The organism is Streptosporangium sp. NPDC049046 (assembly GCF_040649155.1).
Lineage (GTDB): Bacteria > Actinomycetota > Actinomycetes > Streptosporangiales > Streptosporangiaceae > Streptosporangium.
The window spans coordinates 1-17,277 of record NZ_JBEZEZ010000024.1 but is presented as its reverse complement, the minus strand read 5'-3'; the positions used below and the strand labels follow the sequence as shown (position 1 = coordinate 17,277).

The 17,277-nt window shown below is 69.5% G+C and carries 15 protein-coding genes and 1 tRNA gene; 9 read left to right on the top strand and 7 right to left on the bottom strand.

Annotated elements, in window-relative coordinates; translation table 11 throughout:
• Window positions 1-304 precede the first annotated feature (304 nt).
• The 5 genes from iscB to AB0B96_RS29420 all read left to right on the top strand — a co-directional run bounded on the left by iscB (window position 305) and on the right by AB0B96_RS29420 (window position 4,958).
• Window positions 305-1,708 carry an RNA-guided endonuclease IscB gene (iscB, locus tag AB0B96_RS29440; protein ID WP_362903801.1) on the top strand — a complete coding sequence of 468 codons (1,404 nt, stop codon included), beginning with the start codon at window positions 305-307 and terminating at the stop codon, window positions 1,706-1,708.
• Window positions 1,709-1,743: 35 nt separating this feature from the next.
• Window positions 1,744-2,508, top strand: a complete 765-nt coding sequence (locus AB0B96_RS29435) for a 2,3-dihydro-2,3-dihydroxybenzoate dehydrogenase (RefSeq protein WP_362903799.1) — start codon at window positions 1,744-1,746, stop codon at window positions 2,506-2,508.
• Window positions 2,509-2,559: 51 nt separating this feature from the next.
• Entirely contained in the window at window positions 2,560-3,741 is a 1,182-nt protein-coding gene (gene dhbC, locus AB0B96_RS29430; RefSeq protein WP_362903797.1) for an isochorismate synthase DhbC, read from the top strand.
• Between the two features lie 187 nt (window positions 3,742-3,928).
• Window positions 3,929-4,597 (top strand): isochorismatase family protein, encoded by a 669-nt coding sequence (locus AB0B96_RS29425; RefSeq protein ID WP_362903795.1) that lies wholly within the window; start codon window positions 3,929-3,931, stop codon window positions 4,595-4,597.
• A 79-nt stretch (window positions 4,598-4,676) separates the two neighbouring features.
• Entirely contained in the window at window positions 4,677-4,958 is a 282-nt protein-coding gene (locus AB0B96_RS29420) for a metal-sensitive transcriptional regulator (protein ID WP_350942464.1), read from the top strand.
• 235 nt (window positions 4,959-5,193) lie between these two features.
• Here AB0B96_RS29420 and AB0B96_RS29415 read toward each other — a convergent pair whose 3' ends face one another.
• The 4 genes from AB0B96_RS29415 to modA all read right to left on the bottom strand — a co-directional run bounded on the left by AB0B96_RS29415 (window position 5,194) and on the right by modA (window position 9,449).
• Complete coding sequence (locus AB0B96_RS29415; RefSeq protein WP_362903793.1) at window positions 5,194-6,471, bottom strand: MFS transporter; 1,278 nt, start codon at window positions 6,469-6,471, stop codon at window positions 5,194-5,196.
• A complete protein-coding gene (locus tag AB0B96_RS29410) occupies window positions 6,468-7,775 on the bottom strand; it encodes a PLP-dependent cysteine synthase family protein (RefSeq protein WP_362903791.1) in 1,308 nt (435 codons plus the stop codon). Before AB0B96_RS29410 ends, AB0B96_RS29415 begins: the two co-directional genes overlap by 4 nt.
• A 136-nt stretch (window positions 7,776-7,911) precedes the next feature.
• Window positions 7,912-8,382 (bottom strand): hypothetical protein, encoded by a 471-nt coding sequence (locus AB0B96_RS29405; protein ID WP_362903789.1) that lies wholly within the window; start codon window positions 8,380-8,382, stop codon window positions 7,912-7,914.
• 275 nt (window positions 8,383-8,657) lie between these two features.
• Complete coding sequence (gene modA / locus AB0B96_RS29400; protein WP_362903787.1) at window positions 8,658-9,449, bottom strand: molybdate ABC transporter substrate-binding protein; 792 nt, start codon at window positions 9,447-9,449, stop codon at window positions 8,658-8,660.
• Window positions 9,450-9,851: 402 nt separating this feature from the next.
• Here modA and AB0B96_RS29395 point away from each other — a divergent pair, with 402 nt between their 5' ends.
• Window positions 9,852-11,423, top strand: coding sequence for an aldehyde dehydrogenase (locus tag AB0B96_RS29395; protein WP_362903785.1), 1,572 nt, complete (start codon window positions 9,852-9,854; stop codon window positions 11,421-11,423).
• Window positions 11,424-11,438: 15 nt separating this feature from the next.
• The gene (locus AB0B96_RS29390) at window positions 11,439-11,945 is read left to right on the top strand and encodes an SRPBCC family protein (RefSeq protein ID WP_362903783.1); all 507 of its coding nucleotides are present in this window, start codon (window positions 11,439-11,441) and stop codon (window positions 11,943-11,945) included.
• 324 nt (window positions 11,946-12,269) lie between these two features.
• On the opposite strand, the gene AB0B96_RS29385 is transcribed toward AB0B96_RS29390, so the two are convergent.
• A tRNA-Pro gene (locus tag AB0B96_RS29385) sits at window positions 12,270-12,343 on the bottom strand.
• 35 nt (window positions 12,344-12,378) lie between these two features.
• Window positions 12,379-13,302, bottom strand: coding sequence for a metallophosphoesterase (locus AB0B96_RS29380; RefSeq protein WP_350942472.1), 924 nt, complete (start codon window positions 13,300-13,302; stop codon window positions 12,379-12,381).
• Window positions 13,303-13,382: 80 nt separating this feature from the next.
• Between AB0B96_RS29380 and AB0B96_RS29375 the strand changes: the two genes are divergently transcribed.
• Complete coding sequence (locus tag AB0B96_RS29375; protein WP_350942474.1) at window positions 13,383-13,841, top strand: GatB/YqeY domain-containing protein; 459 nt, start codon at window positions 13,383-13,385, stop codon at window positions 13,839-13,841.
• Between the two features lie 227 nt (window positions 13,842-14,068).
• Here the strand turns inward: AB0B96_RS29375 and AB0B96_RS29370 are convergent, their stop codons facing one another.
• Window positions 14,069-16,354: a transglycosylase domain-containing protein gene (locus AB0B96_RS29370; RefSeq protein ID WP_362903780.1), complete on the bottom strand. Its 2,286-nt coding sequence runs from the start codon at window positions 16,352-16,354 to the stop codon at window positions 14,069-14,071.
• Window positions 16,355-16,620: 266 nt separating this feature from the next.
• On the opposite strand from AB0B96_RS29370, the gene AB0B96_RS29365 reads away from it, so the two are divergent.
• Window positions 16,621-16,917 (top strand): WhiB family transcriptional regulator, encoded by a 297-nt coding sequence (locus AB0B96_RS29365; protein WP_012887233.1) that lies wholly within the window; start codon window positions 16,621-16,623, stop codon window positions 16,915-16,917.
• Window positions 16,918-17,277 lie beyond the last annotated feature (360 nt).

Here is a 17,277-nt window from a genome sequence, read left to right as displayed (position 1 = left end):
GACCCCCTCCTGAATGCCTGAAGGAGGGGGCTTGAGGTGCCGCCTGGTGCCTTGAGCCCGTATTGACCAGCCCCAGCCATCACGAACAGGAGGTGCATCCTCGATGGCTACGTTCACCGCAAGACAGCAGACCCACCAGCCCGTGCTTCCTCAGCGGGCTGCTCTGGAATCCGTGGGAGCAGACAACCCGGGTCGGGACGAAACGGCTCACGGACGCGGCTTCGCCGCACCTGGCGGTGGACATGGGCGAGGGGAGACCGTACGGCACGCACCGGCCGTTCGGCGTCACCCCCAGGGCACCGAGGTGTCCGAGGGAGCCAACCGTGAGGTTCACCCGGCCGTGTTCGTCCTCGACGTCCACGGCCACCCGCTCGACCCGTGCCATCCCGCCCGTGCCCGCCGCCTGCTGGCGGCCGGGCGGGCGGTGGTGGTGCGCCGCACCCCGTTCGTTATCCGCCTCAAAGACCGGCTGGTGGCCGACTCCACCGTAAAAGGCGTGCACGTCGGTATCGACCCCGGCTCCCAGCACACCGGCATCAGTGTGTTCGCCGACCGTGACGGGAGCCGCACCGGCCTGTTCGGCATTCAGCTCGACCATCGGGGCGGGCGGATCCGCGACAGGCTCAGCGCGCGGGCCGCGTTGCGCCGTGGCCGCAGGTCGCGGAACCTGCGCTACCGCGTCCCCCGCTTCAACAACCGCACGAAACCTCAAGGGTGGCTGGCGCCGTCGCTGCGACACCGCGTGGACACGACGATGTCGCAGGTGGCGCGGCTGGCCCGATGGGCGCCCATCACCGCCGTCCACGTGGAGGAGGTCTCCTTCGACACCCACACCCTCGTCGCGGGCAAGCCGCTCGAAGGAGCCGAATACCAGCGGGGCACCCTCGCCGGGTACGAGGTCCGCGAATACCTGCTCGCCAAGTGGGGGCGCATCTGCGCCTACTGCGGCGCGAGCGGCATGCCGCTGAACCTCGACCACATCCATCCCCGCAGCCGGGGCGGCTCCGACCGCGTCAGCAACCTCACCCTGGCCTGCATCCCGTGTAACCAGGCCAAGAACGCCACCCCGATCGAAGAGTTCCTCCAGGCCAAACCCGCACTCCTGGCGAAGATCCTCAAGCAGGCGAAAGCGCCGCTGCGCGACGCCGCCGCCGTCAACGCCACCCGCTGGGTGCTGTGGCGGGCACTGCAGGCGACCGGCCTGCCGGTCGCGACGGCCTCGGGCGGGCGCACCAGGTGGAACCGGTCGCGTACCGGCGCCGCCAAGTCGCACACGTTGGACGCCCTGCACGTCGGCCACCTGGAGACCGTGACCGCCTGGCCGTCCACGATCCTGCTGGTCGCGGCGACCGGGCGCGGCACCTACGCCCGCACCACCCCCGACCGCTACGGCTTCCCCCGCCTGGTGCGGCCACGGATCAAACGCCACCACGGCTTCCAAACCGGCGACCTGGTCCGCGCGGCCGTTCCGGCGGGCAAGAAGGCCGGAGTCCACACCGGGCGAGTTCTGGTCCGCTCTTCCGGCTCGTTCGACATCACCACCCGGCACGGCCGCATCACCGGGATCAACCACCGCCATGTCCGCCATCTTCAACGCGCGGACGGCTACGGCTACACGACACAGAAAGAAGCCGATCTCAATGACCGACCGATCAGGACACGCTCGGGCCTCGGCGGCCCTCCCGCCCCCGACTCCTCCCCAGCCTGAAGGCCGGAACATCCTGGGGAGGTTCCGGTGAAGGCATGGTGATGGAAGGCGCGGTGGCCGTGGTCACCGGTGCGGCACAGGGCATCGGCGAGGCCGTGGCGCGAGCCCTGACGGCGACGGGCACACGTGTCGCCGCGCTCGACGTGAACGCCGAGCGGGTCGCGCGGGTCGCCGCCGACCTCGGCGTCGCGGTCGCCTACCCCTGCCAGGTCACCGACAGCGCCGCCGTCGACGACGTGGTCGCGCGGGTCGAGGCCGATCTCGGCCCGATCGGGCTGCTCGTCAACGTCGCAGGGGTGCTCTGCTCGGGACCCGCCGTCGCCATCAGCGACGACGACTGGGCTCGCACGTTCGCCGTCAACACCGGCGGAGTCTTCCACCTGTCCCGCGCGGTCGCCCGCCGGATGATCCCCCGCAGATCCGGGGCGATCGTCACCGTGGGGTCCAACGCCGCGGGCGTGCCCCGGACCAACATGTCGGCCTACGCCGCCTCCAAGGCCGCGGCCGCGCAGTTCACCAAGTGCCTCGGCCTGGAGTTGGCGCAGTACGGCATCCGCTGCAACGTGGTGTCGCCCGGCTCCACCGACACTCCCATGCAGCGCGCCCTGTGGGCCGGCGGCCACGACGCCAGGACGGTCATCGACGGCTCGCCGGCCAGTTTCCGGGTGGGCATTCCCCTCGGCAGGCTGGCCGATCCCGCCGACATCGCGGACGCCGTCATCTTCCTGGCCTCCGACCGTGCCAGGCACATCACCATGCAGGACCTGTACGTCGACGGGGGCGCCACGCTCCGGTCGTAGTACGGCACACCCCCCGTTCCTGGATTTCTCCCGACAGGAGACCTCTTAGCCATGTCGTCGAACGACACCAGCACCATGTTTCGAACGCCCGACCTTCTGGGAGATTACGAGCCCGGTACCTTCTTCTTCACCTCGCCGACCAGGACCCTGCTCGCCAGAGGGGTGGTCCAGGAGGTCCCCGACTCCGGGACGACGAGCCTGCAGGGGCGCGTCGCCTCGGCCCTGCGCGACGCACGGGATTCCGGTCACCCCAATCCCGTGGTGGTGGGCGCGGTTCCCTTCCGCGACGACCGTCCCGCGCGCCTGCTGGTACCCGCCACCGTCTGCTGGACGAGTCCGCCGACCGGCCTCTCCGCCGCCCCCGAGCAGGTCACGGGGACGTTCACCGGGGTCGGTCCGGTCTCCGATTCCGACGACTACATGCGCGGTGTGGAGAAGGCGCTGGTCAAGCTGACCGCCGGAGAGCTCCAGAAAATCGTGCTGGCCCGGACCCTGGACATCACCATGGGCGCACCCGTCGACGTCGGCCGCATCCTGCGCAACCTCGTCCGGCGCGATCCGCAGGCCTACGGTTACGCGGTCGACCTGCCGTCGAGCGACGACACGGCCCGTACCCTCCTGGGAGCCAGTCCCGAACTCCTCGTCTCCCGCTCGGGCCGCCGGATCACGACGAACCCGCTCGCGGGGTCCGCGCCCCGCCACCCCGACCCCGTCGTCGACCGCGAACGGGCCCGCGCTCTGCTCGCCTCGGACAAGGACCTTCGCGAGCACGCCCTGGTGATCGAGAGCATCGTGGAGGCACTGCGCCCGTACTGCAGGAAGTTGTCCGTCCCCGCCGGGCCCTCGCCGCTGTCCACCGCCTCCATGTGGCACCTGTCGACCCGGATCACCGGCGTGCTGGACGACCCGACGGTCACCTCGCTGGAACTGGCCACCGTGCTGCACCCCACCCCCGCCGTCTGCGGCACGCCCGCGAGCGCCGCGCGTGAGGCGATCGAGGAGATCGAGTCGTTCGACCGTGGTCTGTACACCGGCCTGGTCGGGTGGGGTGACGCGACGGGCGACGGCGAATGGGTCGTGACCATCCGCTGCGCCGAGGTCGCCGACCAGACCCTGAGGCTGTTCGCGGGCGCGGGGATCGTCGCGGGGTCGGTACCGGAGACCGAGCTCGCCGAGACGACCGCCAAGTTCCAGACCATGCTCCGCGCCGTCGGCCTGGACCAGGACCGCTGACCCGCCGGCACGGGAAACGATCCGTCGTCACGGGCGATGATCCGCCACGGGGAGACGACTCGCCGTCACGGAGGAGGTTCACCGTCGCGGGAGGCGGTCCGCCACCGCGAGAAGGTTCCGGCACCGCAGAGAAACCGCAGAGAAACCGCAGGAAACCCACGAAAACCGAGGAAAGGAGACAGTGCCCGTGGCCCTTCCCCAGATCGCCTCCTACCCGCTGCCGAGGGAGAACGACCTGCCCGAGAACCGGGTGAGCTGGCGCCCTGATCCGCGCCGCGCCATCCTGCTGGTCCACGACATGCAGAACTACTTCCTCGCCCCCTTCGCCGCCGACGCCTCCCCGCTGACCGGGCTCATCGCCAACATCGGTCACCTGCGCGACGCCTGCGCGGAGCTGGGGGTTCCCGTCGTCTACTCGGTGCAGCCCGGCGGCCAGAGCAGGCACGAGCGCGGCCTGCTCCAGGACTTCTGGGGGGCGGGCATCCCCGGTCCTCGCGAGAGCGAGATCGTCCCGAGCCTCCTTCCCGCGGAGTCCGACATTCTGCTCACCAAGTGGCGCTACAGCGCCTTCCACCGGACCGACCTGCGTACCCGGATGGACGCGATGGGACGCGACCAGATCATCGTCTGCGGTGTCTACGCGCACATCGGCTGCCTCATGACCGCCTGCGACGCCTTCATGCAGGACCTTCAGCCGTTCCTCGTCGCCGATGCCGTCGCCGACTTCTCTCCGGAACATCACGCCATGGCCCTCACGTACGCCGCGCAACGCTGCGCGGTCACGATCGCCACCCGTGGGCTGGTGGGCGGGTGGGAGCCGGTGCCGCCGCCCGCAGAGATGGTCGGCGGCATGTAGGCGGCCGCGGTCGGCGAGGCTGCCTTGAATACTAGCGGGGGGTATCCTTTCGCAGGGGAAGCCGAGCGGAGGGGGCGAGATGTACGGATACACCGCCAACAAGCAGGACCATGTGCGGCGGCTACGTCGGATCGAGGGACAGGTGCGGGGCCTGCAGCGGATGGTCGAGGAGGACAAGTACTGCATCGACATCCTCACCCAGGTGTCGGCGGCCAACCGGGCGCTGCAGTCCTTCGCGCTGTCCCTGCTGGAGGAGCACCTGGCGCACTGCGTGGCCGAGGCCACCGCCAAGGGCGGAGCCGAGGCCGAGGAGAAGGTGAGGGAGGCGTCCGACGCGATCGCCCGCCTCGTCCGTTCCTGAGCGAGTCGTGATGGGCGGCGCCGTTCCTGAGCGCGTGGTGATGGGCGGCGCCGGTGGGTGGAAGGCCGAACAGGCCGGACGCGCGTGCCGGACGATCCCTCCTGGCCGTGACGCTGTCCGCCGCGACCGAACGCCGACCCCGGACGACCGGCGGGGACGGGCAAGCGCGGAGTCTCGGTGAGATGCTCCGCCCCCGCCCCCGCAGATCGTCAGGGCCGGACCGTCCTTTGCCGCCTCACGCCGTCGCCGGAGCGGCCCTCGGCGGGGTCGCCAGGCGCCCCGATCGATCCAGAACGGCGACGGCCGTGGCGCAGCCGAGGCCGATCAGTGCCAGGACCAGCCACGGCAGGCTCGGCAGGCCGACCCGCGTGCCCAGATCCAGGGCCGACCCGGTGAGCAGGTTGCCCACGGCGATACCGACGCCGGCCAGGGTGCTGTAGAGCCCGTAGTACGTCCCCACCATGTGCCGGCCTCCGAAGGTGGCGACGGTCGCCATCTCGAACGGATAGATGATCATGGTGGCCAGGCTGAGCAGCACCGTGGTCCCCAGGACGGGGACGAGCGCGAGCATCAGGGCGGTTCCGCCGGGCGGCACGACGGCGGTGCCCGCCCAGGGTGCTGCCAGGGCGAGGGGGACGAAGGCGAGTCCCATCAGGACCAGCCCCCACGCGATGGCCTGCGGCGGTCGCCACCGCCGGGTCGCCCACGCGGTGAGACGGGCCTGGCCCGCCAGGGTCATCACCGCCGAGACGGCGAACACGAGGGTGATTCCCAGCTCACCGCCCGTGGCCCGGCGGATCTCCAGCGGCAGCCCCAGGTAGATCTGGAAATTCAGCACGTAGGAGCCGATCATGGCCAGGGAGAACAGCAGGAACGGCCGGTCACCGACCACCTCGCGCCAGGCCGGCAGCACGCCTCGCCCCTCCTCGCCCTCCGGAGCGGCTCCCGAGGGCAGGGCTCGCGTCTGCGCGACCGTCAGGACCGCGAACATCACGCCCGCGACCAGGCAGACGAGCCTGAAGGCCACCGCGTTGAGCAGCAGGCCGACGAGCGGTCCGATCAGGATGCCGACCTGGGAGAAGGCGTTGAACACGGCGAACGCCTCGACCTTGCGCGCTCCGGCCTCGCGGGCGAGGTAGGCCCGTACGGCCGGGTTGAACAGCGCGCCGGCGAACCCGGTCAGGGCCGAGGCGACCACCAGCACGGGCAGGGAGTCGGCCACGGCGAGCAGCAGGAACGCGACCGTGCGCAGCCCGCAGCCCGCGACGATCATAGGCTTGTGGCCGAGCCTGTCGGCGAGTGTGCCGCCCACCAGGAACATGCCCTGCTGGCTGAGGTTGCGGATGCCCAGGACCAGGCCGACCAGTGCGGCCGGCAGCGCCAGCGTTCCCGACAGGTGACCGGCCAGATAGGGCATCAGCATGTAGAAGCCGGTGTTGATGGTGAGCTGGTTGATCAGCAGCAGTCTCACCGGCCGGTCGAAGGAGCGGGCCAGAGCGACGGTGCCTCTCACCGGAGGCCACCTTTCCCGGTCGTCTCCCCGGCGGTTTCGGCGCGGGCGCCGTCTTCCGCGGCGGCCGGCGACGTTTCCACGACGCCGTCCCCTGGGAAGCCGGCACCGTCTTCGGGGAAGGCGACCCCCTTTTCCAGGGAGACGTCGCCGTCTTTCCGGAAGGCATCGCCGTCTCTCGGGAAGCCGGCCGGGTCGGGTACGGTCGCGCATCGCGTCCAGCGCGTCACCTCGCGTTCGGCCGGATGGGCGATCTCGTCGGGGTCCGTCATCGGGGGCGCGCCGAGCAGGCCGCGTTCCGCGCAGTAGTCGTCGTTGAAGACCGTGTCGAAGTAGCGGTGCGGACCGTCTGGGAAGATCGCCGCTATCCGGGTGTATCCGGGCAGCGTGCGGGCGAGCCAGGACGCCACCAGGGCCACCGCGCCGACGCTCCAGCCGCCGGTGGCGTACCGCAGCGAGGCCAGGCGTCGGCAGGCCCAGACCGCCTCCGCGGGCGCGACCCAGTGGACCTCCCCGAAGGCCTCGTACGCCACGTTGCGCGGGTGGATGCTGCTGCCCAGGCCGCGCATGAGCCGCGGGCGCGCGGGCTGGCCGAAGATGGTCGAGCCGATCGTGTCGACGCCGACGAGCCGCAGGTCGGGATAGAAGCGCCGGAGCGCGCGATGAACGCCGGCGCTGTGACCACCGGTGCCCACACTGCACACCAGGACGTCGATCCGCCCGAGCTGACCGGCCAGCTCGACGGCGAGTCCCGCGTAGGCGGCGACGTTGTCGGGGTTGGTGTACTGGTCGGGGCAGTAGGCGTCCGGGTGCTCGCCGAGCAGTTCCCGCACGCGCTGCCGACGGGCCTGCTGCCAGCCGCCCACCGGATGCGGTTCGGTGACGACGACGACGCGGGCCCCGTAGGCCGACAGCAACCGGTGCATCAGCGGTTCCATGCCCGGGTCGGTCACCAGCGTCACCGGGTGGCCGTGCACGATGCCGGCCAGCGCCAGGCCCAGCCCGAAGGTCCCGCTGGTGGACTCCACGATGGGTGCTCCCGGTCGCAGCAGGCCGCGCTCGCGCGCCCGCTCGACGATGTAGAGCGCGGAGCGGTCCTTGATCCCACCGGGATTGCCGCCCTCCAACTTCGCCCAGAATCCGTGCCCCAGCCCCGAGGCGATCTCGGGAACCCAGAGCACGGGGGTGTTGCCGACCACGTGCTCGGGAGTGTGGCAGGTGGCTCCGGTGATCAGCCGGCCGAGTGAGGCGGTGTCGATCTGCGGCCGTTCGGCCGCTACCTGTGGTGAATTAAGTGTGTATGTCATGATCCGTTTCCCCTGGATGCGATGTGATCAACTCGCTTCTGGGCACGCTTGAGCGACGGCTCCACCGCTCATGAGGAACTCGCGAGGAGCCTCGTGAGGAGTGCGGAGTCGTTGACCGGCGGGCCCGCGGGGCGGGCTATATACGGGAAACGGATTTGAGAAGGAGTAACACCGCGCCCGGGGGCGGGCGGACCGGTCGCGCGCGGCGCCACGCGGGCGACGGCGGGGGTGCCGGGGCCTCGTCGACGGCCACCGGGTCACCGATGACCGGGCCGGTCGGCACCGGGGCGCGTGTACCGGTGATCTGCGCTCCGGCCGCCGCCCCGCACAGGTGGTGATCCTCCTCGGCGGGTGGTGGCGCCGGGCACGGTACGTGATCCGTGGGCACCTCCGCGTCGATCGCGGTGACAGGTCCCGCGGCGGTGGCCGTGATCGTGGTGGTCGCGGCGGCCGGTGACCAATGGCCGGGGGCGTGGAAGTGCCCCCGGTGCGCGGGGGCCACGACGCACAGTGCCAGATGCATCAATATGACGGCGCCGAGCGCGGCCAGTCCCAGCGCGAGGGTGACGCCTCCGCGCTGCGCGACTCGCCGCATCGACACGATCATGACCACAAACGTACATTACCGTCTGCGGTCGCATGACTCCGGGGGGTTACTTTATGTCGCTAAAGGGTGCTAGATGGGTAGTTATGGGGGCAGAGGGGCCGGTGATGCCGGTGTGAGGTATCTCGGTGGATCCGCTTCGGCCGGCCTCGCGATGGCCGGGATCGAGGTGAAGGTCCTCGACGGTGCGGGCGAGGCGCTGGACGCGCGTCCCGCGCATGGTTTCGTGTGCGGATGGGCGCGGGGGCGTCGCGTCACGGAGGGTGTCGTGGCAGCGGTCAGGGGGCTTGGAATCCGGCCTTGGTCAGTACGTCCTTGCCCTGCTGTGACAGTACGAGGTCGACGAAGCGCTTCGCCGCCTCGGGGGCGGGTGCGCCGGACAGGGCCGCGATCGGGTAGTCGTTGATCGCTTTTTCGGCCTCGGGGAAGTCGATGCCCTGGACCTTGCCGCCGGAGGCGATGACGTCGGTCCTGTAGACGAGGGCGGCGTCGACCTCGCCGAGCTCGACCTTGGTGAGGGTGGCCTTGACGTCCTGCTCCAGGGTGACGGGGGTGACCTTGAGGCCGGCCGCGTCCAGGGCCTTGACCGCGGCGGCGCCGCAGGGCACCTGTTCGGCGCAGAGGGCGACCTTGACCTTCGGGTCGGCCAGGTCGGCCAGGTCGTCGACCTTGGCCGGGTTGTCGGCCGGGACGGCGATCTGGAGGACGTTGCGCGCGAAGGTGGTCGGGGTCGTGGCCAGGGAGGCGTCGGTGACGGTCTTCATCGTGGCCGGGCTGGCGGCGGCGAAGACGTCGGCCGGGGCGCCCGCGACGATCTGCTGGGCCAGGGTGGCGCTGGAGCCGAAGCTGAAGCGCACCGTGGTGCCCGGGTTCGCGGCCTCGAAGGTCTTGCCCAGCTCGGTGAACGTGCCGGTCAGCGACGCGGCGGCGAGCACCGTCAACGTCGTGGTCCCGTCGCCGGAGGAGGCCGTGGTGGGGGCCGGGTCGTCGGAGCCGCACCCGGACAGGGCGGCGGCCAGCGTGAGGGCGAGGGGGGCCGCGACGGCCCACCGGGGAAGACGCCTGAACAACGGGAGCTCCTTACCGGCTCACCGTGCTGAGCCGAGACATCGTGAACAACCACCTTACCTTCGCATATTCCTGCTCTAAGGGCTAAATCACCTGGCAGTCATGCGGTATTGACCCCTTCTGCATCGCATGTGCGATGGTCATCCATGTCGTCGGAGCAGCGCCGGACGGACGGGGGCGGACGGATCGGCGGGGTGGCGAGTGGAGGGGCCCTGCGTCCCCCTTGGGGGGGGGGGGGGGCGCCCTGCTCGGTGCGCAGCGGTCCGGCCTCTGTTCGGCCCGAACTCGATAAGAAATGGCTCTTGGGCTTCATAAGAAGCCCTTATGACACTCCCATTGCTCCACTGGTATTGCCGCACATAGCGTGAATATCAGCCGTGGTCATATCGAGCGAAGGAGGAAATGTGAAATTTGGGATATATCCCGCTTACATCTGCGGCCGAGATGTCACCGGCGAGAACGCCCAGCTTGTTCACACGCTCGCCGCTCGGGCCCTTATCGAGGACACCTTCCCAACCCTGGGGCTCAAGCGTGATCTCGATCTGGGAGTCACCGATTCGCACACCGCGGGGGAACGTGTCGTGGGGGCGTGCGTCGTCGCCGACGAGAGCATGACGACCCTCGCCCTGGAATCGGCCGCCGCCGCCGCACCGGAATGGAGACGCGTTCCGCTCGGCGAGCGAATCGAGATCGGACGCCGCATCGCGAAAAGAATTCTTGAGCACCTCGACCCCCTCGTCGAGATCCTCGTCGCCGAGGGCACGCCGCGCTCCGCGGCCCAAGGCATGATCGGCGGGCTCCCGTACACCAGCTGGAGCCGGGAGACCCTCGAATGGTGCGCCGAGCAGATGGAGTTCCGCCGTTGGGACGGCGACCGTGAGATGATCCTGCGTCGCGTTCCGGACGGGGTCGTCTGCATCAACCCACCCCAGAACGCCGCGGCGGTCAACGCGCTGAACGGCCTCACCTCCCTCATCGCGGGCAACACCGTGGTGGTACGCGCACCGCGAGGGGTCGCTCTCAGCTGCATGTACGCGATGCGGGAGATCGTGGCGCCGGTGCTCGAAGAGGCGGGAGCCCCGCCGGGAACGATCAACGCCCTCTGCGGGCCGCCGATGCTCGACGCCTGGATGGCGAGCGAGCACGTCGACGACATCCTCTATTTCGGGGGCAGCAAGAAGGGGCTCGAGTTCGAGGGCGAGTGCATCGCCGCGGGTAAGAAGCCGATCCTGGAGCTCGCGGGCAACGACTGCTGCGTGGTGTGGCACGACGCCGACCTGGACGCCACGGTGGAGACCCTCACCCAGTTCTTCATGAACTCCGGACAGATCTGCAACGTGCCCAACCAGGTGGTCGTCCATCCGGCGATCGCGGACGAGATCATCGAGCGGCTGGTCGTGGCCACCCGGAGGATCCAGCCGGGATACCCGGACGAGGCCGGTGTGGTGCTCACCCCGGTTCTGGGGGTCGACTGGTTCTTCGGCTGCCTGGGGGAGGCCCTTTCCAAAGGTGCGAAGCTCGTCCACGGTGGCCGCCGCCTTGAAGTGGACGGATCACCGTCCGAGACGGGGTTCTTCGTCGAGCCGAGCATCGTCCGTGTCGACGGGCTCGGCAACGCCAGATCGCTCTCGGTGGTCCGCGACGAGACCTTCTTCCCGCTTCTGCCGATCATCGTCCCCGACGCCGGGACGGATGACGAGGCTCTCCTGGAGGAGGTGCTGGCCTTCGTGAACACCAACGCGTACGGCCTGCGTAACTCCGTCTGGTCGACCGGGACCTCGACGATCGAGCGGTTCCTGGAGGGGGTCGTCAACGGCGGCAACCTGAAGATCAATGATTCGCACAGTGGCTTCCTGCCCTTCCTGCCCAACCAGGGCGGGCCCGGTCTCACCGGCGGTGCCTTCGGAGAGGCGAGCCACCCCATGCTGCGCACCACCCGCCTGCAGGGCGTCAGCGTCATCCGCCCGGCGGACTGAGAAGGAGCATGCGTCATGACATCTCGCATTCTGAAGGCCACGGTGCCGGCGACGGCGGCCGAGGTGATCGAACGGCTCGGCGACGAGGCGACATTCCCCGCGTACGCCCGTGACATCGTCTCCGTCTCCGACACCGGCGACGGGCTCCGCCAGTGGGTGCTGGCCTTCCGCGGCGGTACGGCGCGGTGGGTGCAGCGCAGCCGGGGGTCCGGAGACGGCTCGCAGCCGTACCGCATCGAGTTCGAGCAGGTCAGCGGGGATTTCCAGCACCTCAGGGGGGTGTGGACGAGCACGGACCTGCCCGAGGGCTGCGAGGTCGTGTTCGACGTGAACTACAGCACGAGCGTTCCCCACTTCGCGGGGGCGATCGACTCGGCCGTCGGGCGGGTGCTGATCCGCAGTGCCCACCAGATCATGTTCGCCGTCGGAGGCCCGGTGCGTGTCACGGCCGGCGGTCACCACCTGCGGGACCTGCCGGAGGGCTTCGTACCGGAAGGGATCACGGACGACGCGGTTCGGTGACCTCCGGAGTCCCGGATCCCCGAATCTCCGGAGTCCCGAATCCCTGGAGCCCCGAACGCTTCGGCCCGGGGACGGGCCTTCGCGTTCGTCGCCACGCCGGTGTTCCGAAGCACCGTCATCGGTGGGGCGACGAAGGCGGGGGCACCCGTCGGGCCCGGAGATCAGCGGGAACTGATCGATAAAGCGGTCATTGATGGATGAAATAGGCGAATAGGGGAAATTTCGCCAGATGGTCACTCGCTTTCGCGACCCGACCGGGGTTCACAAGCAAAAAGCCTGGTCACCATTTCTGGTGACCAGGCTCTCACTTCGGGACATTCAACGTCGGGGTGACAGGATTTGAACCTGCGGCCTCTTCGTCCCGAACGAAGCGCGCTACCAAGCTGCGCCACACCCCGGTCGCACGTCCGGACTTGCTCGTGCTTGGGAAAGTCTAGCGGACTTCGTGGGTGCTTGCGTCGCCACGGCGACGGGGCACCAGGGTGAGGAGGCTCGCCTCGGGATAGCAGGAGAAACGCGCCGGGGCGTAGGGGCTGGTGCCGAGACCGGCGGAGACGTGCAGGTAGGCGGAGTCGTGGCGGCTCATGCCCTTGACCCGGGCCCGGTCGATGCCGCAGTTGGTGACCAGCGCACCGTAGAAGGGGACGCAGAGCTGACCGCCGTGGGTGTGCCCGGCGAGCAGCAGCTGGTAGCCGTCGGCGGCGAAACGGGTCATGTTGCGGGGCTCCGGCGAGTGCATCACGCCCAGGCGCAGGTCGGCCGCCGCCGGGGCGGGGCCGGCGATCAGGTCGTAGCGGTCGAGGTTGATGTGGGAGTCGTGGATGCCGCCCACCGCCACGTCGAGATCGCCGACCTTGAGGCGGGCGGTGGTGTTGTTCACGTCCAGCCAGCCCTCGGCGGCCATCGCGGCGCCCAGCTCCTCCCAGGGGAGGTTGGGGATCTTCTGCCCGTAGTCGGCCTTGGAGGTGCGCCAGAGGTAGCGCGCCGGGTTCTTCGGCCGCGGCTCGTACATGTCGTTGGAGCCGTAGACGAACAGGCCCGGGCGTGACAGCAGGGGCTCCAGGGCGTGCATGAGAGGCGCGACCGCGTCGGGGTGCGCGATGGAGTCGCCGGTGTTGACCACCAGGTCGGGGTTGAGGGCGCCGAGCGAGCGCACCCACTCGATCAGCCTCCGCCTGCCGGGGGTGAGGTGCAGGTCGGACAGGTGGAGGATGCGCACCGGCCGCTGTCCCGGCTCCAGAACGGGCACGTCGAAGCGGCGCAGCCGGAACGCGTTGCGCTCGACGACCGAGGCGTACGCGAGGCCGGCCAGGCCGACGCCGAACAGGGACAGGGGCACCGCGGCTGCTTTCCTCACCTTCTCATCATGCCCGAGATCGAGCCCTCGAACGGAAACTCGGGATACGGCGGGGCTGGTGAGGCGGCAAGATGGACATCATGAGCGCATTGAAGGACAAGCTGAAGGCCGATCTCACGGCCTCCATGAAGAGCAGGGACGAGATCCGCACCCGCACGATTCGCATGGCCCTCGCGGCCGTGAACGTCGAGGAGGTCTCGGGCAAGACGGCACGCGAGCTCAGTGACGACGAGATCGTCAAGGTGCTGGCCAAGGAGGCGAAGAAGCGCCGCGAGGCGGCCGAGGCGTTCAGCGGTGCCGGCCGGGTGGAGCAGGCCCAGGCCGAGGTCGACGAGCAGGCCGTGCTTGAGGCGTACCTGCCCGCGCAGTTGTCCGACGAGGAGCTCGCCGGGCTCGTGGACGAGGCCGTCGCCGAGAGCGGCGCCACCGGGCCGCAGGCCATGGGGCAGGTCATGAAGATCGTGAACCCGAAGGTCGCCGGACGCGCCGAGGGCGGTCGCGTCGCGCAGGCCGTACGGGCTCGCCTGGCCGCGTCCTGACCTGACGATCCGGCGGAGCTGAGCGGCCCTGCCACCGCGGCTGCCCGGCTGATCCGGGTGCGGGGCCGCACCGGCGACAACCGGTTCGCCCCGATCGAGGGGGGTGGGCCCCGGTGCGGGGCCCACGCGGCGAGAGCCCTGCTCGCCGGACCTCTCGGAGATCCGGCGAGCAGGGCTCCGACGGTTTTGAGGCCGCCTAACGGGACGGCGGGGCTTCGAGGGCGTTACTACGGGGCGACCGGGGCGACCGGGGCGCCGCCGAACGGACCGAACGGGTCACCTCCGTTGACCTCCCGGCCGTCGCCGCCCGGCCTGAACGGGCCGTTGCCGTTGTCGCCTCGGTTGTCACCCCGGCGGTCTCCGGGGCCGTCTCCGGGGCCGTCACCGTCGCGCTTCGGCGGAGGCTTGGGCTCGCACCGGCCGGCGGAACAGCCGCCGAAGCGCGACATGTTCACCGGGGTGAAGGGGGTCGCCTCGACCCCCTTGAGCGCGCCGAGCATGGAGCTCTTCCAGATCCGCCCGGAGATCGAGGCGCCGTACACGTAGCTGTAGTAGCGCCCGCCGATGGTCACGCCGGTCAGGTCGTGCTTGAAGGCGCCGCGCGGGTCGCCGAGGCTGACCGCGGAGGCGAGATCGGGGGTGAACCCGGCGAACCAGGCGGCGGTGTAGGCGTCGGTGGTGCCGGTCTTGCCCGCCGCCGGCCGGCCGATGCCGCCGACCTCGGTCATCGTGCCCTTGGTGAAGACCCCGGACATGATGTGGGTGGCCGCGTCGGCGACCTCCTCGTCGAGGACCTGCTTGCACTTGGGCTTGTAGGAGGTCTTCTTGCCGTCGCGGTCGGTGCTCTCGGTGATCACCATCGGGGTGCAGTAGGTGCCGCGGGCGGCGATCGTCGCGTAGGCGGCGGAGACCGTCACCGGGTCCATCTCGTTGATGCCGAGGGTGAAGGTCTCGAACTCCTTCAGTGGCTCGCCGTCGGCACGCTTGATGCCCAGGTTCTTGGCCATCTTGACCGTGTCGCAGAGGCCGACCTCCTGCGACAGGCGCATGAAGAAGGTGTTCACCGAGCCCAGGGTGCCGGTGGTCAGGGTCTTGAAGCCGCCGCCGCCCTCGCTGGAGTTCTTGACCTCGTGGTTCGTGTCGCCGACCACGTTGCCCTTGCAGTCGCGGAACGCGCTCCTGCTGGGGGCCTTGTAGCCGGAACCGGTGCCGAAGCCGTCGTTCAGCTTCATGCCCTGGTCCAGGGCGGTCAGCAGGGTGAAGGGCTTGAACGTGGAGCCCGCCTGGAAGCCCGCTCCGCCGCCGTGCGTCCTGTCGCCGACGAGGTTGTAGCTGATCTCGTTCTTCTTCTTGTTCCTGCCGAACTTGCGGCTGGCGGCCATCGCCTTCACGGCGCCGGTGCCGGGGACGATCATCGCCTGCGAGGCGACCGGCTTGTCGCTGGTCTTGACGTACTGCTTGATCGCCTTCTCCGCGGCCTTCTGCGCCTTCGGGTCGAGCGTCGTCTTGATGACGAGGCCGCCTCGCTGCAGCAGCCTCTCGCGCTGCTTGCGGGTCTTGCCGAAGTCCTCGTTCGTGGCGATCTCATGCCGCACGTAGAGGCAGAAGTACGGGTAGGGGCTCTCCTCGCAGCCGCCGGGGGCCTCGATGTTCTTGTAGCCGAGCTTCTTCTTCTTGGCCTCCTCCGCCTCCTGCGGCGTGATCTTGCCGAGCTCGGCCATCCGGTTCAGCACGGTGTTGCGCCGAACCAGCAGCCGGTCGCGGGAGGCCTTGCCCGCGTTGGGATCGGTCACGCTCGGGTTCTGCACGGCTCCGGCGAGGGTGGCCGCCTCCCACAGGGTGAGCTTCGAGGCGGGCTTGTTGAAGAAGCGCTTGGACGCGGCCTGGATGCCGTAGGCGCCCGCGCCGTAGTAGGAGATGTTCAGGTAGCGCTCAAGGATCTCCGACTTGGTGTACTTCTCCTCGATGGCCAGCGCGTAGCGCAGCTCGTTGAGCTTCCTGGAGAGCGTGGGAGCGATCGCGGCCTCCTGCTCCTCCTTGCTCTCCGCGGCGTTGACCAGCACGAGCTTGACGTACTGCTGCGTGATGGAGGAGCCGCCCTGGACGACCCCGCCGCCGGAGACGTTCTTCACGGCCGCGCGGAAGGTGCCCTCCAGGTCGATCGCCCCGTGCTCGTAGAACCGGAAGTCCTCGATCGCCACGATCGCCGTCTTCATGACGTCGGCGACCGCGTCCAGCTTCACCGACTCGCGGTTCTCGAAGTAGAACTGGGCGAACTGCTTGCCGTTGGCGTCGAGCAGGGTGGTCTTCTCCGCGAGCGGGGGCTCCTGGAGCTCTTCGGGGAGAAGGCGTAGCTCGTCCGCCGCCGCGTTCACCGTCAGCCCCGCGCCCCCCACCGTCGGAAGCGCCACGGCGGCGACCAGCACACCCGTGACAGTCGCCGCGCCGAGCAGCTTCACCACGTTACCGACCGCGCCGATCACAGACCGCTGGTCTTTGCCTTGAGCTTGCACGAGTCCCAGAGTACGTCGGGCAGATGACCCATACGGTAACGGAACGCCATCTTAGTTTGGCTTTGTCCTGTATCTCGGGCAGGTGACTAGTCATTCCCGGCCAGATGGCCGTGGATGACCATGTGAGAATTTGGTCCCGCCGGGGTCTGTCGGCCCGAACGTCTGGTTGCGTACGTTCTCTTTCTGCAGCAATTGAATACCGAGGCCTGACGCCCGCGCCCGTCGGCCCAAGTCACGACTGACCACCTAAAGGGGAGTGGGGTCGAATGTGGATCACGGATTGGACCTCCCGTGCGGCCTGTAAGGGTGCGGATCCTGACGCATTGTTCGTTCAGGGCGCTGCCCAGAACCGAGCGAAGCTGATCTGCCGAGGATGCCCGGTCCGGACCGAGTGCCTCGCCGATGCGTTGGACAATCGCATCGAGTTCGGGGTGTGGGGCGGGATGACCGAGCGCGAACGCCGAGCGCTGTTGCGTCGGCGACCGGATGTCGACTCCTGGCGGGACCTGCTGGAGTTGGCCAAAGAGGAGTACGAGCGGACTAACGAGCTGATCGCCGGCTGAGTTCGCGCCGATCCCGTACGGCCGGCGCCGGGCGTCGGCCGTACATGCGTATAACGATTGTATGAAGGTCAGGGAGTGTGCCGCCGGGCGCGCTCCCTGACTCGTTTTCTGCTCCCGGAGGCCGGAGGGAGGCTCCTCCCGGCGGGCGGCCGGGAGGCGCCGGGCCGCACCGGCCGATCGGTCGGCGTCCGGGCGTCCCCTAGGACCTGTTTTGTGGATCACTAGAAGGTGAATGGTGCGGCCCGCGCCTTGGGCCTCGCCGGGCCTTCGCGCTGCGCGCGTATCACGCTCGGGCTGTGGTTGATTGGGGCTTTGCCCCAAACCCCAGGCGAGGGGCCTTCCGGCCCCTCACACTCCCCG

Bases quoted from the DNA above. Each gene is read 5' to 3' on its own strand.
- AB0B96_RS29435 (WP_362903799.1), top strand. From the start codon at position 1,744: ATGGTGATGGAAGGCGCGGTGGCCGTGGTCACCGGTGCGGCACAGGGC.
- dhbC (WP_362903797.1), top strand. From the start codon at position 2,560: ATGTCGTCGAACGACACCAGCACCATGTTTCGAACGCCCGACCTTCTG.
- AB0B96_RS29420 (WP_350942464.1), top strand. From the start codon at position 4,677: ATGTACGGATACACCGCCAACAAGCAGGACCATGTGCGGCGGCTACGT.
- AB0B96_RS29410 (WP_362903791.1), bottom strand. From the start codon at position 7,775: ATGACATACACACTTAATTCACCACAGGTAGCGGCCGAACGGCCGCAG.
- AB0B96_RS29405 (WP_362903789.1), bottom strand. From the start codon at position 8,382: ATGATCGTGTCGATGCGGCGAGTCGCGCAGCGCGGAGGCGTCACCCTC.
- AB0B96_RS29390 (WP_362903783.1), top strand. From the start codon at position 11,439: ATGACATCTCGCATTCTGAAGGCCACGGTGCCGGCGACGGCGGCCGAG.
- AB0B96_RS29375 (WP_350942474.1), top strand. From the start codon at position 13,383: ATGAGCGCATTGAAGGACAAGCTGAAGGCCGATCTCACGGCCTCCATG.
- AB0B96_RS29365 (WP_012887233.1), top strand. From the start codon at position 16,621: ATGTGGATCACGGATTGGACCTCCCGTGCGGCCTGTAAGGGTGCGGAT.